General features: G+C 43.8%; 12 protein-coding genes. All 12 read left to right on the top strand.

What is annotated here, in order from left to right:
* Positions 1 to 349: 349 nt before the first annotated feature.
* Complete coding sequence (locus E7274_RS02130; RefSeq protein ID WP_304173335.1) at positions 350 to 850, top strand: pyridoxamine 5'-phosphate oxidase family protein; 501 nt, start codon at positions 350 to 352, stop codon at positions 848 to 850.
* Positions 851 to 956: 106 nt separating this feature from the next.
* Positions 957 to 1,709 carry a hypothetical protein gene (locus E7274_RS02125; protein WP_304173333.1) on the top strand — a complete coding sequence of 251 codons (753 nt, stop codon included), beginning with the start codon at positions 957 to 959 and terminating at the stop codon, positions 1,707 to 1,709.
* A 103-nt stretch (positions 1,710 to 1,812) separates the two neighbouring features.
* Positions 1,813 to 3,765, top strand: a complete 1,953-nt coding sequence (locus tag E7274_RS02120; RefSeq protein WP_304173331.1) for a polysaccharide biosynthesis protein — start codon at positions 1,813 to 1,815, stop codon at positions 3,763 to 3,765.
* Positions 3,766 to 3,780: 15 nt separating this feature from the next.
* Positions 3,781 to 4,743: a glycosyltransferase family 2 protein gene (locus E7274_RS02115; protein ID WP_304173329.1), complete on the top strand. Its 963-nt coding sequence runs from the start codon at positions 3,781 to 3,783 to the stop codon at positions 4,741 to 4,743.
* A gap of 1 nt (position 4,744) precedes the next feature.
* Positions 4,745 to 6,331 (top strand): glucosyltransferase domain-containing protein, encoded by a 1,587-nt coding sequence (locus tag E7274_RS02110; protein WP_304173327.1) that lies wholly within the window; start codon positions 4,745 to 4,747, stop codon positions 6,329 to 6,331.
* A gap of 3 nt (positions 6,332 to 6,334) precedes the next feature.
* Positions 6,335 to 7,639, top strand: coding sequence for a DUF4910 domain-containing protein (locus tag E7274_RS02105; RefSeq protein WP_304173325.1), 1,305 nt, complete (start codon positions 6,335 to 6,337; stop codon positions 7,637 to 7,639).
* A gap of 9 nt (positions 7,640 to 7,648) precedes the next feature.
* A complete protein-coding gene (locus E7274_RS02100) occupies positions 7,649 to 8,500 on the top strand; it encodes an AAC(3) family N-acetyltransferase (RefSeq protein ID WP_304173323.1) in 852 nt (283 codons plus the stop codon).
* Positions 8,501 to 8,511: 11 nt separating this feature from the next.
* Positions 8,512 to 8,748, top strand: coding sequence for an acyl carrier protein (locus tag E7274_RS02095; RefSeq protein WP_304173321.1), 237 nt, complete (start codon positions 8,512 to 8,514; stop codon positions 8,746 to 8,748).
* Positions 8,749 to 8,777: 29 nt separating this feature from the next.
* Positions 8,778 to 10,544, top strand: coding sequence for an HAD-IIIC family phosphatase (locus E7274_RS02090; protein ID WP_304173319.1), 1,767 nt, complete (start codon positions 8,778 to 8,780; stop codon positions 10,542 to 10,544).
* 132 nt (positions 10,545 to 10,676) lie between these two features.
* Positions 10,677 to 12,698 (top strand): methyl-accepting chemotaxis protein, encoded by a 2,022-nt coding sequence (locus E7274_RS02085; RefSeq protein WP_304173317.1) that lies wholly within the window; start codon positions 10,677 to 10,679, stop codon positions 12,696 to 12,698.
* A 117-nt stretch (positions 12,699 to 12,815) separates the two neighbouring features.
* Entirely contained in the window at positions 12,816 to 14,036 is a 1,221-nt protein-coding gene (locus tag E7274_RS02080) for a polysaccharide biosynthesis C-terminal domain-containing protein (protein ID WP_304173315.1), read from the top strand.
* Positions 14,037 to 14,971: UDP-N-acetyl glucosamine 2-epimerase (locus E7274_RS02075; protein WP_304173313.1), on the top strand; the 935-nt coding region annotated here is incomplete at its 3' end.

Genomic DNA, 14,971 nt, shown 5'->3' with positions numbered 1-14,971 from the left:
ATCGACTAAAACTGTTCAAAACCCATACACCTAATTTTTCTAAGTGTATGGGAAATAGCTCAAAAACTACAAAACCCATACAATGAAAAAAATTGACTGTATGGGAAATGCACTAAACAGCCCAAAACCCATACACTTCCAAAAACAAGCTGTATGGGAAATGACCTAAACTATCCCAAACCCATACATTTTCAAAAACTACCTGTATGGGAATCATTCAAAAACACCTAATTCCCATACAAATCCCGGGAAAAAGCCCCCAAACTAAGACCCAAAACCAACACCCGCAAGATTCAAACCAAAAAACTAGCCAACGTACCAACCAAAAAACACAAAAAGGAGACCCACAATGAGACGTAGAGAAAGAGAAATCACAGATCCAGCAGAAATAGACGCAATCCTAAACACAAGCCAGTACCTTCACCTGGGGCTGGTGGATGACGGCATGCCATACGTGGTACCACTCAACTATGGAGTGGTGAAGGACCCGGCAGATGGCCATTACATCATCTATCTTCACGGTGCTCACGAAGGCCGCAAGCTGGATATAATTAGGAAGAACCCAAACTGCTGCTTCACAATGGAGTGCAATGTAGCTCCATTCGAGGGGCGCATGGCTTGTCAGTATGGCATGGTTTACGAATGTGCCATGGGCTTTGGCAAGGTGAAAATAGTAGAAGACCCACAGGAAAAAATTGATGCCCTGGTAGCCCTCATGAAGACACAAACTGGCAAGGATGATTTCCAGTTTGACGAGCGAATGGTTTCTATTGTAACGGTTATGCGAATTGACGTGGAGGAGCTCACAGCAAAGCGCCGCCCAATGCCTGGCAGCGAGCACCAGCACTAAAATCCAATTCTAAAACTTTCTAAAGCCCACATAATAAGTTTGCATTCACCCGTGGATTTGTAGTATCATTCTTGAAGTGCTAAAACCAAATTTAAGGAGGTTTATTATGGCAGAAAATGAACAGAAAAAGGGAAGTAAGAAATTTATTATAATTGCGATATTAGTTGTAATTGCAGCAGTTGCAGGTGGTGTATTCTATTTCCTCAACGCTCCAAAGAAGATGAATATCAACGACTATGTTACAGTTGAATTTACAGGTTACGATTCAATGGGAACAGCTACAGTCACATTTGATAATGATGAGTTCTTGTATGATTTCTCACAGAATGCAAAGCTTGATTCAAAGATTCAGCGCGAGGCTGACAAGCTTGGCCTTACAGACACACAGGATATCTTTAAGGAAGGCTTATTTGCAGATCTTGATTTGCAGTCACGTATCACATACGAGCTCAACACATCTACAGACCTTTCAAACGGTGATGAGGTTGTGCTTTCATGGAGCATCGATGAGGACTACATCGCAGAGCACTACGGCATCAAGCTTGAGGCAGATGCTCAGGAGCTTTCAGTAGTTGGCCTTGCAGATGTTGTTACATTCAATCCTTTCGACGACCTAAAGGTTACATTCTCAGGAAACGATGGAGAGGGTGTTGTAGAGCTTGAAATCACATCCGATGATGATATTTACGAAGGAATCACATTCCGTGCAGATACATCATCTGGTCTTTCAAATGGAGATAAGATTACAGTTACATACGGTCCAAACTTTGGTAAGGACCTTCAGACATACTGTGCACAGAACTACGGAATGATTCCAGATCCTGTGACTCAGGAATACGAAGTAACTGGTTTGAAATAATAGTCATTACCTATATTATTAAATTCGATTTATGTTATAATACGATATCATGGGCTTAGAGCCCAGATATCGTATTTTTTATTTACTGGAGGATTAATCTTAAATGGAGATTATGAATAAAATGAAGCATTGGCACAAGGTGGCATATTTCTTACTTGCCTACGATTTTATAACCGTTGTGCTTTCGTATTTTCTTGCGCTATGGCTTAGATTCGATTGTCAGTTTTCTCATATCGAACCATATTATCTTGAAAAGTATTATCTTATCATCATTCCATACGCTATCTTTACAGTTGTGATTTACCAGCTCTTTGGTTTGTATCGAAGCATTTGGCGTTTCGCTAGCTTCTACGAGCTCAAGAAATTGGTTCTTTCTACAGCCGTAACACTTATAGCAAACGCAGTTATCGTCACAGCATTCATCTACAGAATGCCAATTTCATACTACGTATTCGGAATCGGATTCCAGTTCTTCTTTGGCGTGGTTATCCGTTTCTCATATCGATTTATCTTGCTTCTTCGCGACAGCCGCGAGGCAGGCAATGCTGATACAAACGTACTTCTTATCGGCGCTGGCTCAGCAGGCCGTATGATTCTTCGCGACGTCAATTTTGTAAATGGCGGAGCAAATGGTTCTGCCAAGGTTGTTTGCATCATCGACGACAACCCTAACAAATGGGGACGCTACATCGATGGAGTAGAGGTTATCGGTGGCCGCGACAAAATCCTTTATGCCGTTGAAAAGTACGAGATAAAGGAAATCTACATCGCCATCGCAACACTTGCACCTAGCGAAAAGCGTAACCTTATCAATCTTTGCAAGGAAACAAACTGCCGCATCAAGCAGCTTCCAAATATGTACGCTGAAAAGGCCGGCATCATCAGCGCTGGCAATCTTCAGAACATCACCATCGAGGATGTCCTTGGCCGTGATCCAATCAGCCTTCACCAGGAGGATGTTGCAGCTCAGCTTCAGGGAAAGGTTGTTCTTGTTACAGGTGGTGGCGGTTCCATCGGTTCAGAGCTTTGCCGCCAGATTGCAAAGTACGGTCCAAAGCAGCTTATCATTTTTGATGTTTATGAAAACAACGCTTACGATATCCAGCTTGAGCTCAAGCACAAATATCCACAGCTTGATTTAGTTACACTTATCGGTTCGGTTCGCGACGCCCGTCGTATCGAGTCAGTTTTTGAAACATACAGACCAAACATCTGCTACCACGCTGCAGCTCACAAGCACGTGCCTCTCATGGAGGACAGCCCTTGCGAGGCAATCAAAAACAATGCAGTTGGTACTTACAAGACAGCTTATGCTGCCATGAAATATGGATGCGACCGTTTTGTTCTTATCAGCACAGACAAGGCTGTTAACCCTACAAACGTAATGGGTGCTACAAAACGTATATGCGAAATGATCATCCAGACCTTTGACAACATGGTTCGCAACAACCACGAGGATATGCTTCCAACACTTATCACTCACCAGGTTGATATCGATACAGCAGATTCTGAAAAGGTGCCAGCAGGCAGCGGCCACACAGAGTACGTTGCAGTACGTTTTGGAAACGTGCTTGGTTCCAACGGTTCCGTTGTGCCTCTTTTCAAAAAGCAGATAGCAGAGGGCGGCCCTGTCACTCTTACACACCGTGACATCATCCGCTACTTCATGACTATCCCAGAGGCTGTCAGCCTTGTACTTAAGGCAGGCGCCAATGCATCAGGCGGCGAAATCTTCGTCCTTGATATGGGTGAGCCTGTAAAGATTTTGGACCTTGCCCGCAACATGATTGAGCTTGCAGGTCTTCGTCCAGACGTTGATATTGAAATCGAAGAAATCGGCCTTCGCCCAGGCGAGAAGCTTTACGAAGAAAAGCTTATGAGCGAGGAAGGTCTTAAAGAAACAGAAAATCATCTGATTCACGTGGCAGAGCCAATCAAGTTTGATTCAGAGGAATTCATAAAGAATCTTCAGTGCCTCATGACTCTTGCATACAGCAACGAGGCTCCAGAGGTTGTACAGAAGATTAGAGAAACAGTGCCTACATTCAAAGGCTGAAAGGATTAATCCAAAATGGCTAAGAAATTATCAATTGTTGTTTCAGTATATAATGAGGCCCTTGGTTTGCATCAGTTTTATGAGCATACCAATCAGGTCCTTGCCACTGATTTTGCTCAGACTGGCTGGGACTACGAGCTCATTTTTGTAAACGATGGCAGTCGTGACGACAGCATCAATATCCTTCGTGATTTTGCTGCCCAGGATGATCATGTGAAGGTTGTAAATTTTGCAGCCAACCGTGGCCATGAAGCTGCTATGATTGCCGGCATCGATTATTCTACCGGCGATGCAGTTGTTTGCATGGATGCAGATTTGCAGCATCCACCAGAATCTCTTGCAGATATGGCTCGCAAGTTTGATGAGGGATATGATGTTATTTCTATGATTCGTACAGCCCGCCAGGACGCAGGTCTTATCAAGCGCGTCACATCTTGGGGCTTCTACAAAGTCATGAATATGCTTTCAGGCAAGACAAAGTTCGAAAACAACTCATCAGATTTCTTCGGCATCTCCCGCAGAGTTGCCCTTGTTTTAAAGAAGGATTACCGCGAGCGAGTTCGCTTCCTTCGTGGATATGTTCAGAATGTTGGCTTTAGAAAGACAACACTTGAGTTTGAGGCGTCATCACGTATCGCCGGCGAAAGCAACTACAACATTAAGTCGCTCATCGCCCTTTCACTTAATGCTATCTGCAACTTTTCAGATGCGCCACTTAAGATGGGAATTTACGCAGGCCTTATATCACTTGTGGCTGCGTTCATCCTTATGATTTATTCCATCGTTCAGTACTTCCTTGGCACTGCACCTGATGGATACTCAACAATCATCGTTTTACTTTGCTTTATGTTTGGTGTATTGTTCATCATTCTTGGATTTGTTTCAGAGTACCTTGCAATCATTTTTGCCGAGGTGAAGAATCGTCCAATTTATATCGTTGATAGCATAATCACAAAAGATGGAGAGGAATTGCAATAATATGAATTTCACATCTCAGATAGAGACAGCATTTTCGAAAATCAAAAATCATTTCACTGGCACACAAATCACAGCCCTAATCTCAGTTTTGGTGGCTGGTCTTGTGGCCCATGGATATGTTTTGTTCAACCGCATTTCATATCATGACAATGCAGCCTGCCTGTTTTCACTTGGCGGCACATACGAATCCGGTAGATGGGTTCTTGGATTCATCTACGACATTCAGATGATGACCACAAAGCTTTTCTCAGTGCCTGTATTCAATGGCATTTTGTCTTTGATTTTCATCGGTTTTGCAGCGATGCTTATTGTGGATATGTTCCAGATTAAGTCAAAGGTTGCAGCTGCTTTCATCGGCGCAATCATGTCCGTATATCCGGTAGTCACCAGCATCTTCTCATTCATGTTTACAGCATGGGAATACTTCCTGGCGCTCCTTCTTGCGGTTCTTGCAGCAAAAATCTTGCTTAAGTCTTTATCGGTGAAAAACTTCATCCTTTCCGCTGTTGTTTTATCACTTAGCCTTGGTATCTACCAGGCATTTTTTGCTGTTACAATCGCAGCATTTCTTGTGTCACTTACACTTGGCGTTTTGAAAAATGAAATCACTTCCATCGGTGAGTATGCAAAACGCGGTTTCACATATTTGGCAGAGCTCATAGCAGGACTTGGTATCTGGGGCGTAATGCGCTTCATCACTCAGCACATCAAGGGCATCGAAGCTGTTAATTACAAGGGAATGGACGATGGCTATAGCCTCTCACTTCTTCCAAACCAGATTATCAAAAGCATTTCAGCTTTCTTTGGATTCCGTCAGGCTGGCATCAACGCGCTCCTTTATCTCAGAGCTTTCACAGCACTAGTTGTTGTCGTAACTATCATCCAGCTTGTAGTGATGCTTGTTCGTAGCTCCAACAAAGCAGCCGTAAAAATCGTCTCATTAGTAGGTCTCATTTTCCTTCCAATTGGAATGAACGTGGTTTACCTTCTTTCTACTAGTGAGGAATATCACGTAGATTCACTTATGGTTTACGGCAACATTTTCGTATTCCTTCTTCCAGTATTTTTGATTGAGATGCTGGATGCCCAGGAGTTTAAGGCAGGCGTCATCCGCAGCATTACATCAATCGCCACATGGATTCAGATTCTTTCACTTGCAGTTCTCACTGTGGGTTATATATATCTTGATAACGCTGCCTACATGAAGGCAGAAATCGCAGAGGAGCAGGCCACTGCCTACTACACAGAGCTTGTAGCAAACATCAAAGCTACAGAGGGCTTTTCCGATGATATGGAAATCGTCTTCGTTGGTTGGGAAAATCTTTCCGACGGCACCAATGCAAAGGTGGATCCAGTAGACCAGCTTGAGACAGTTCAGCTTGAAAAATATCCTCGCTTCACCGACATCATCACTTACGGCGGCTCAAGATATTTCATGCAGGAGCACCTTGGATTTGGCAACGACCTCCTCATTGAGGACGACGGCACATACGCTGATAGTGCTGAGGTTCAGGCTATGCCAACATATCCAAATGACGGTTCAATCGCAGTGATTGACGGAAAAGTAATTGTTAAGCTAGGAGAGTAATTCATGAGTTCAATCGGACAGAGCATGTATGATTTTGCCACAGAGCTTTTTCCTATCAACAGAAGCATCACCGGCGAGGGCGTTCGCCAGACTTTAAAGATGTGTTCCGATAGGATTGCAGGCGATGATGGCATCACCTTCGAAATAAAAAATGTTGCCAGCGGCACCCAGGTTTTCGACTGGAATGTGCCAAAGGAATGGAAGATAAACGCAGCCTACATCGAGGATGAGGCAGGCAATCACATCGTAGATATGGCTGTTAGCAATCTCCACGTGATGGGCTATTCTACCCCAATTGATGAGTGGGTTGATTTGGAAGAATTAAAGCAGCACATTTTCACTTTGCCAGATCAGCCGGACATCGTTCCATACGTAACCAGCTACTACAAGGAGCGTTACGGATTTTGCATGAGCCAGAATCAGCTGGATAGCCTCAAGCCTGGCAAGTATCACATGTACATCGATTCTGAGCTTTTCGAAGGCAACCTTACATACGCAGAGCTGGTCCTTCCAGGTGAATCAGATGAGGAGATTTTCTTCTCCACATATGACTGCCACCCATCTATGGCCAACAACGAGGTCTCTGGCCCAGTGCTGATGTGTGAGCTTATCAAATACGTAAAAACGATACAGAATCGTCATTACACATACCGATTCATAATCATTCCAGAGACAATCGGTTCCATCACATACATCGCCACAGACGACCATTTGCAGCACATGAAGCAGCATATCGTTGCAGGATTTAATCTTTCTTGCGTTGGCGACGACAGAGATTATTCAATTGTACATAGTAAATACGCAGATACCCTTGCTGACAGAGTTCTTACGAATGTTCTAAAAACTCATACAGAAGGAAAATATAGCGACTATAGCTTTTTGAAGCGCGGTTCAGACGAGCGTCAGTACAATTCCGCAGGCGTGGACCTTCCAGTGGTTTGCTTCTGCCGCAGTAAGTTTGGCGAGTACCCAGAGTACCACACCAGTGCTGATGATATGACTCTCGTTAGCCCAGAGGGATTTCAGGGAGCATACGATGTTGTCACTCAGGTGGTAGATGCTCTTGAAAACAACAAGACTTTTGTCATGACAGTACCTTGCGAACCACAGCTTGGCAAGCGTGGTCTCTTCCCAACAGTCAGCAAAAAGGGAAGCTACGATGCAGTCATGGCCATGATGTATTTCATGACTTACGCCGATGGTCGCAACGATTTGATTGGCATTTCCGAAATCACAGGAGTTCCAGTAAAAGAGCTAATCGACATCGCCCACAAGCTTCATGAAAATGGCTTGGTAGAAGTAAAATAAGAGGATAAAATGACATCACAAGAATTATTAAATGATATAAAAAATGAAATCGCATCTCTTGGCATTGCCCGTGGCGACATGGTTTACGTTGCCAGCGATATCACAAACCTTTTATTCGTTGCCAAAAACGAATGCCAGGTTAAGGTTAAGCAGAGAAATGATTTCTTAAATGAATTCGTAAATACGTTACAGGATTTAGTTGGAGAGGAAGGCACACTTCTGTTTCCAGTTTTCTCCTGGGACTTTTGCCGAGGCAATGGCTTCGATTATCTAAACACACCAGGTGAGGTTGGCGCTCTAAACAATTGGATTCTTAAAAACAGAACCGACTTTATCCGCACCAAGCACCCAATGTATTCCTTCATGGTTTGGGGCAAGAACGCACATCGTCTTGCAGCTATGAGCAATCAGGATGCCTGGGGCGATGCAGGCCCATTCACCTATCTTCGTGACAACGGCGGCAAGCAGCTGTTCTTTGATATTGAAGCCCACCAGGGTATCACTTTTGGTCACTATGTAGAGCAGTGCGTTGATGTTCCTTATCGTCATCCAAAGTATTTCTTTGGGGACTACACAGATAAAAATGGCGTCACAGAAAAGCGTTGCTACTGCATGTACGTCCGTGATTTGGACGTCATCCAGGAAATCAGCATCACCAACGAATGGCTTGTTTCAAATGGTGTAGCAAAAGCCGGCGAAAGCCACAGCCTTGGCCTTTGCGTTTGCGACCTTGGTGCAGCTTATCCAGTCATCGTTGCAGATATGCGTGCCGATGGTGCCAACACATTGAAATTCGAAAACTACACCTTGGACTGGTCAAAGCCAAAGACCCTTCCTTACGAAGTAAAAGGATTAGAATAAAGGAGATTACCATGAACAGAGAAGAAATCTTATCTAAAATAAACGAAATCTTTCAGGATGCCTTCGATGACGAAAGCCTTGAAATCAGTGAATCTACTACAGCAAACGACATCGAAGGATGGGATTCACTTATGCAGATGAACCTCATCGAAATGATCGAGGATGAATTTGAATTCCAGTTCACAATGGACGAAGTTGCTGGTCTTAAAAATGTAGGCAGCATTGTGGATGTGGTGGCTAGCCGTTAATAAACAGGTGTATAAACAAAGGAGTAAAAATGGATTGTTTTAATTATCCTTTAGATACAAAAACATTGCGCAGAAAGCGCGCCAAGATTTACAGAGAGCTATCTGAAAAGCCAGGACTCATCGAAAAGAAGGTTGCAGTGCTGGGCGGTTCCACTACAAACGATGTGGTAGATATGCTTTCTATTTTTTTGTTGAATCATGGAATCAAGGCCAGCTTCTATCAGTCTGAGTACGGTCAGTACTGGCAGGATGCCATGTTTGGCAGCCCTGAGCTTGATGCAATGAATCCGGACATCATATATATCCACACAAGCTGGAGAAATATCACTGATTTTCCACAGATGGATATGGACAAATCCACAGTTGATGATTTGCTTGAGAATCAGTATCAGCATTTTGAGGCTATGTGGACAGCCCTTGAGGAGAAGTTCCATTGTCCAATCATCCAGAACAATTTCGATAGACCAAACTACAGATTGATGGGCAACCGTGACATCTGGGACTACAGAGGTCGCAGCAATTTCATCTCAAGATTGAATCAGCGTTTCTATGATTATGCAAATAATCACACTGGCTTTTATATCAACGATATTGATTATCTGGCACAGGACTACGGCCTTTCTCAGTGGAATGACGCCAAATACTGGCACATGTACAAGTGCGCCATGAATATGGACGCCATTCCTTACGTGGCTCAGTCCGTTGCTTCTATTATAAAGTCCATCTACGGACGCAACAAAAAGGTTCTTGCCCTTGATTTGGACAACACCCTTTGGGGCGGCATTGTAGGTGACGACGGAGTGGAAGGAATTGCCATCGGCCCAGAGGTTCCAGCAGGACAGGTGTATGCCGAGTTCCAAAGCTACTGCAAGAATCTCAAGGACATCGGTGTAGTCCTTGCCATCGATTCTAAAAACGACGAGGCAAATGCAATCGCCGGCCTCAATCATCCAGACGGCATTCTTCGCCCAGATGATTTCGTTTCAATCAAGGCCAACTGGGACCCAAAGGATTTGAATCTTTCTCAGATGGCTGATGAGCTCACACTTGGTGTGGATAGCTTCGTATTTGCGGATGACAATCCTGCGGAGCGAGAGATTGTCCACAGTCAGCTTGGTGTGGAGACTCCTGCTATGGATGGGGCAGAAAACTACATCAAGGTTCTTGACCACGGCGGATATTTCGAGGTTACCAACTTCTCCGGCGAGGATATGAAAAAGACTCAGATGTACCACGCCAAGGCTGAGGCTAAGAAAGCTCAGGCAGCTTTCGCCGACTATGGCCAGTATCTTGATAGCCTGGATATGACAGCCTACATCACAGGCTTCGAGCCAATCATGATTCAGCGCGTGGCACAGCTTACAAATAAATCCAACCAGTTCAATCTCACCACACTTCGCTGCAGCGAGGACGACATCCGTCAGATGCAGGATGGTGGAAAACACATCTGCATGGCAGGCAAGCTTGTTGATAAGTTCGCCGACAACGGTATCGTCACAGTTGTTGCAGGAGAGATTGATGGCAGCACTGTAGATATCAAATTGTGGCTTATGAGCTGTCGAGTTTTAAAGCGTGGCATGGAAGATTTGATGATGAACGAATTTGTCAGCCGCTGCAAGGGAAAAGGCGTTGATAAAATTGTGGCCCACTATTATCCAACTGCTAAAAACTCAATGGTGAAGAATTTCTATGGAGACTATGGCTTCACTCTAGAAAGCGAGGACGCTGAAGGCAACAGAACTTACACAATCAACGTGGCAGATTATGAACAAAAGCCAGTACATATAAATTTATAGAGCAATTGCTGTTGAAATTTGAAAACTAAAGTGGTAACTTAATTTTTTGTGTGGAAACTGTAGAATAATCAACTAGTTTTTTATACCGGGGAGTTCGTGAGACATCAAGATTTACTGACTGGAGGAAAGAACTTGAAAACGAATGGTATAGGAAAAGGCAACAAAATTAAACGACTAAGTACGAAGTTGATTTCAATCTTTCTACCTGTTGTGGCAGGCGGAATTGCATTACTAGTACTACTTGTAGGTGTTTTTGATACGAAACTCATCCATGAGCTTCTTTACACATCATTTGAAAAATCCGTCAAATCAGATGCTGTGGCAATCAACAGCGAGTTAAAATCGACCTTCTATTATTTGAATGCTATTGCAGATTCAATTGAGGTTCAGCAATTCGAGGACGATACTGAGATTCGCGCCTTTTTGCAGCAGACAAAGGGACGCTACGATATGATTCCAACTGGTGCATATCTATCTTTATCAGATGGCGCCTTCATTGAATTGACAGGTTGGGATCCAGGAATGGATATCCGTGAAAAGCCATGGTATCAAGAAGGTATCGCATATACGGATTCATACTATTATTTCTATGATGTTCCATATTTCGATTTGAACACAGGAAACTTGTGTGCAACGGTTCTTCGTCATGTTCATTTAAAAGACGGAAGAGAAGGTGTAATCGCCGCAGATCTTATGATGTCTGCATCTCAGGATTACTTAAACAGCGTCACATTATACAACACCGGCCGTGCCATGATGGCTACTTCACAGGGCTTGATTCTAAGTGCTGAGGATACAGCGATGTGCGGTCAGAATTTAGCAGATGTTGATAATAAATTATTTAACAACATGACAGCTGTCCTTGAAAATGAGGATGGTCAGGTTGCCAAGGTGAATGGTGCAGACGGACAATACTTCGTTTCAACTTACACAGTAGAAGGCACTGATTGGAAAGTTATAAATTATGCTAAGGCAACAGATGTTTTAGCAGATGTGTTATACATGCTTCTTATTGTCATCGGGGCAGTAGTAGCAATGATGATTATCCTAGCAGTTTTATTCAATGTAACTTTGAATAAAATGATTCGTAAGCCAGTGGCTGCTTTGACAGATAATATCGAGCATATCAGCCAGGGTGATTTCACAGTTACAATCGATGACAGAGGTAACGACGAAATTGCTTACATGAACAAGTCCATGAACAAATTCATCGAAAGCATGCGCGGAATTATCAGCAACATTCAGGGCATTTCAACTCAGCTTGAAACTGATTCAAAGAATTCTCAGTCCACAGCTGGAGTTTTAAATACAGAAGCAAACGAGCAGTCTAGATCCATGGAAACAATTCTTGCAAACATGGAAAGCATGGCAGAGTCAGTTACAGAGGTAGCTGAAAATGCCACATCTCTCTCAATGACTGTTTCAGAGCTTACAGAGTCTGAAAATCAGATTGAGACAAGCATGGTTGAGCTTGTTGATAAAGCAAATGTTGGCGCAGAGGACATGACAAATGTTCGCAAGGGAATGGAAGATGTAGTTGTTTCTATGAACGGTATGAATGAGGCAGTTCAGTCCGTAGATGCGGCAGCAGCAGAAATCAATCAGATTATCGATATGATTAGCGGTATTGCATCCCAGACAAATCTTCTTTCATTGAACGCTTCAATCGAGGCAGCCCGTGCAGGAGAATACGGCCGAGGCTTTGCAGTAGTTGCTTCCGAAATCGGTCAGCTTGCAAATGATAGTGCCGAGGCAACTAGAAAAATCGGTGAAATCATCGATGAGATGACTATGAAGGTTCGCGACCTTGCAGAGCGTTCAGAATCTAACACAAAGATGATTCATGATAGCTCAGAGGCAGTTGATAATGCGGCAACAACATTCCAGACCATCACAGCTGCACTGTCAGATGCAAGTGACACATTATCAAAGATGGCTGAGCGAATGGGAACTGTAAACGATGTGGCAGCAAACATGGCAGCCGTATCAGAAGAACAGTCAGCTACAAGCCAGGAAATCACAGCGACAGTTAACCAGTTAACTGAAAGCTCAAGAAACGTTGCAGAATCAAGTAACACTGTTTCAAACGCAGCTTCATCAGTTGCGGTTGCAGCAGATTCAATCAACGAAAGCGTACAGTTCTTTACAATCTAATTTACATGAGTTCGAGGGCAGATTAAGTTTGTCTTCGAACTCTTTTTAGTTTAATGCACTTATTTTATTGTTGTGCTATAATTAATGAGTTTAATTATGTAAAAATGGAGAACAATTTTGAAAATATTAATTACAGGGGCTGCAGGCTTTGTTGGAAAGAATCTTGTAGAGACTCTTAAGTGTGCAGCAGATGGAAGAGATAGGTTCCATTTTGTTGATGAGGACCTGACAATTTATGAATATGACAGAAATTCTTCATTAGAGGAGTTGAATCGATTCTGCAGCGATTGCGATTTCGTTTTCAATCTTGCAGGTGTCAATCGTCCTCAGAACACAGAGGAATTTATGGAAGGCAACTTCGGCTTTGCCAGCACTCTTTTGGATACTTTGAAAAAGCACGGCAACACTTGCCCGGTTATGCTTTCATCATCTATCCAGGCCACACTTCTTGGCAGATATGCCGGCAGTGATTACGGAAAAAGCAAGCTTGCAGGTGAGGAGCTTTTCTTCAAATATCAGCAGGAGACTGGAGCAAAGGTTTTGGTTTACCGCTTCCCAAATCTTTTTGGAAAATGGTGCCGTCCAAACTACAACTCAGCAGTTGCCACATTCTGCCACAACAAGGCAAACGGCTTGGACATCACAGTAAACGACCCAGCCACAGAGCTTACACTTGTTTACATTGATGATTTGGTTAACGAAATGGTTGCAGCACTTCGCGGCCAGGAGCATCGTTGCAATTACGATGATCAGGGCCAGGTGGTAGAGGCGGCAGACGGTCGCTATTGCCACGTGCCAGTCACACACACAGTGACACTCGGCGAAATCGTGGAGCTTCTTGATAGCTTTGTGGAAGAGCCTCATTCACTCATCATGCCAGCCATTCCAAATGGCAGCTTTGCAAAGAAGCTTTACAGCACATACCTTTCATACCTTCCAAAGGAAAAGGCGTGCTTCGATTTAAAGATGAACGTGGACAACCGCGGCTCATTCACAGAGCTTTTAAAGACTACTGACCACGGTCAGTTTTCGGTAAATATCAGCAAGCCTGGCATAACAAAGGGCCAGCATTGGCATCACACAAAATGGGAGTTCTTCATCGTTGTCAGCGGCCATGGTCTTATCCAGCAGCGCCGCGTGGGTGTGGATGAAAACGGCAACTCATTCCCAGTGATTGAATACGAAGTTTCAGGGGAAAAGATTCAGGCAGTACACATGCTTCCTGGCTACACCCACAATATCATCAATCTTTCCGATTCTCAGGATTTGGTAACCCTTATGTGGGCCAACGAACTGTTAGAATCAGACAGACCAGATACATATAGAGAGGATGTATAAATGTTTAAGAATAATGGAAAATTAAAGTTATTAATTATAGTAGGTACAAGACCTGAGATTATCAGACTTGCAGCTGTAATCAAGAAATGCCGCAAGTATTTCGACTGTGTGTTAGCTCACACTGGTCAGAACTATGACTACAATCTAAACGGAGTATTTTTCAAGGATTTACAGCTTGATGATCCTGATGTTTATATGGAAGCTGTTGGTGACAATCTTGGTCAGACAGTTGGTAACATCATTGCAAAATCATACGAGCTCATGGTTGAAATTCAGCCAGATGCCCTTTTGATTCTTGGCGACACAAACTCATGCCTTTCAGCTATTGCTGCAAAGCGTCTTCACATTCCAATCTTCCACATGGAAGCTGGAAACAGATGTAAGGATGAGTGCCTCCCAGAGGAGACAAACCGTCGTATCGTAGATATTATTTCAGATGTAAATATGGCATACTCAGAGCACGCTCGCCGCTACTTGGCAGAGTGCGGACTTCCAAAGGAGCGCACATACGTAACAGGCTCTCCTATGGCAGAGGTTCTTCATGCAAACCTTGAGCAAATCGAGGCTAGCAACGTTCTTGAGACACTTGGCCTTGAGCCAAAGAAGTACATCCTTCTTTCAGCTCACCGCGAGGAAAACATCGACACAGAAAAGAACTTCACAAGCCTTTTCACAGCTATCAATGCATTGGCAGAAAAGTACGACATGCCAATCCTTTACAGCTGCCACCCACGTTCACGCAAGCGTCTCGAAGCTACCGGCTTCAAGCTCGACCCACGTGTTCGCATGCACGAGCCACTTGGCTTCCACGACTACAACCACTTGCAGATGAATGCATTCGCAGTTGTTTCAGATTCAGGTACACTTCCTGAGGAGTCAAGCTTCTTTACAAGCATCGGCAAGCCATTCCCAGCAGTGTGCATCCGTACATCTAC

The sequence above is a fragment of the Pseudobutyrivibrio ruminis genome, assembly GCF_015057245.1.
Taxonomy (GTDB): Bacteria; Bacillota; Clostridia; order Lachnospirales; family Lachnospiraceae; genus Pseudobutyrivibrio; species Pseudobutyrivibrio ruminis_E.
This window is presented reverse-complemented; position numbering and strand designations above follow the sequence as displayed.

Bases quoted from the DNA above. Each gene is read 5' to 3' on its own strand.
- E7274_RS02090 (WP_304173319.1), top strand. From the start codon at position 8,778: ATGGATTGTTTTAATTATCCTTTAGATACAAAAACATTGCGCAGAAAG.
- E7274_RS02125 (WP_304173333.1), top strand. From the start codon at position 957: ATGGCAGAAAATGAACAGAAAAAGGGAAGTAAGAAATTTATTATAATT.
- E7274_RS02130 (WP_304173335.1), top strand. From the start codon at position 350: ATGAGACGTAGAGAAAGAGAAATCACAGATCCAGCAGAAATAGACGCA.
- E7274_RS02110 (WP_304173327.1), top strand. From the start codon at position 4,745: ATGAATTTCACATCTCAGATAGAGACAGCATTTTCGAAAATCAAAAAT.
- E7274_RS02105 (WP_304173325.1), top strand. From the start codon at position 6,335: ATGAGTTCAATCGGACAGAGCATGTATGATTTTGCCACAGAGCTTTTT.
- E7274_RS02100 (WP_304173323.1), top strand. From the start codon at position 7,649: ATGACATCACAAGAATTATTAAATGATATAAAAAATGAAATCGCATCT.
- E7274_RS02115 (WP_304173329.1), top strand. From the start codon at position 3,781: ATGGCTAAGAAATTATCAATTGTTGTTTCAGTATATAATGAGGCCCTT.
- E7274_RS02095 (WP_304173321.1), top strand. From the start codon at position 8,512: ATGAACAGAGAAGAAATCTTATCTAAAATAAACGAAATCTTTCAGGAT.
- E7274_RS02120 (WP_304173331.1), top strand. From the start codon at position 1,813: ATGGAGATTATGAATAAAATGAAGCATTGGCACAAGGTGGCATATTTC.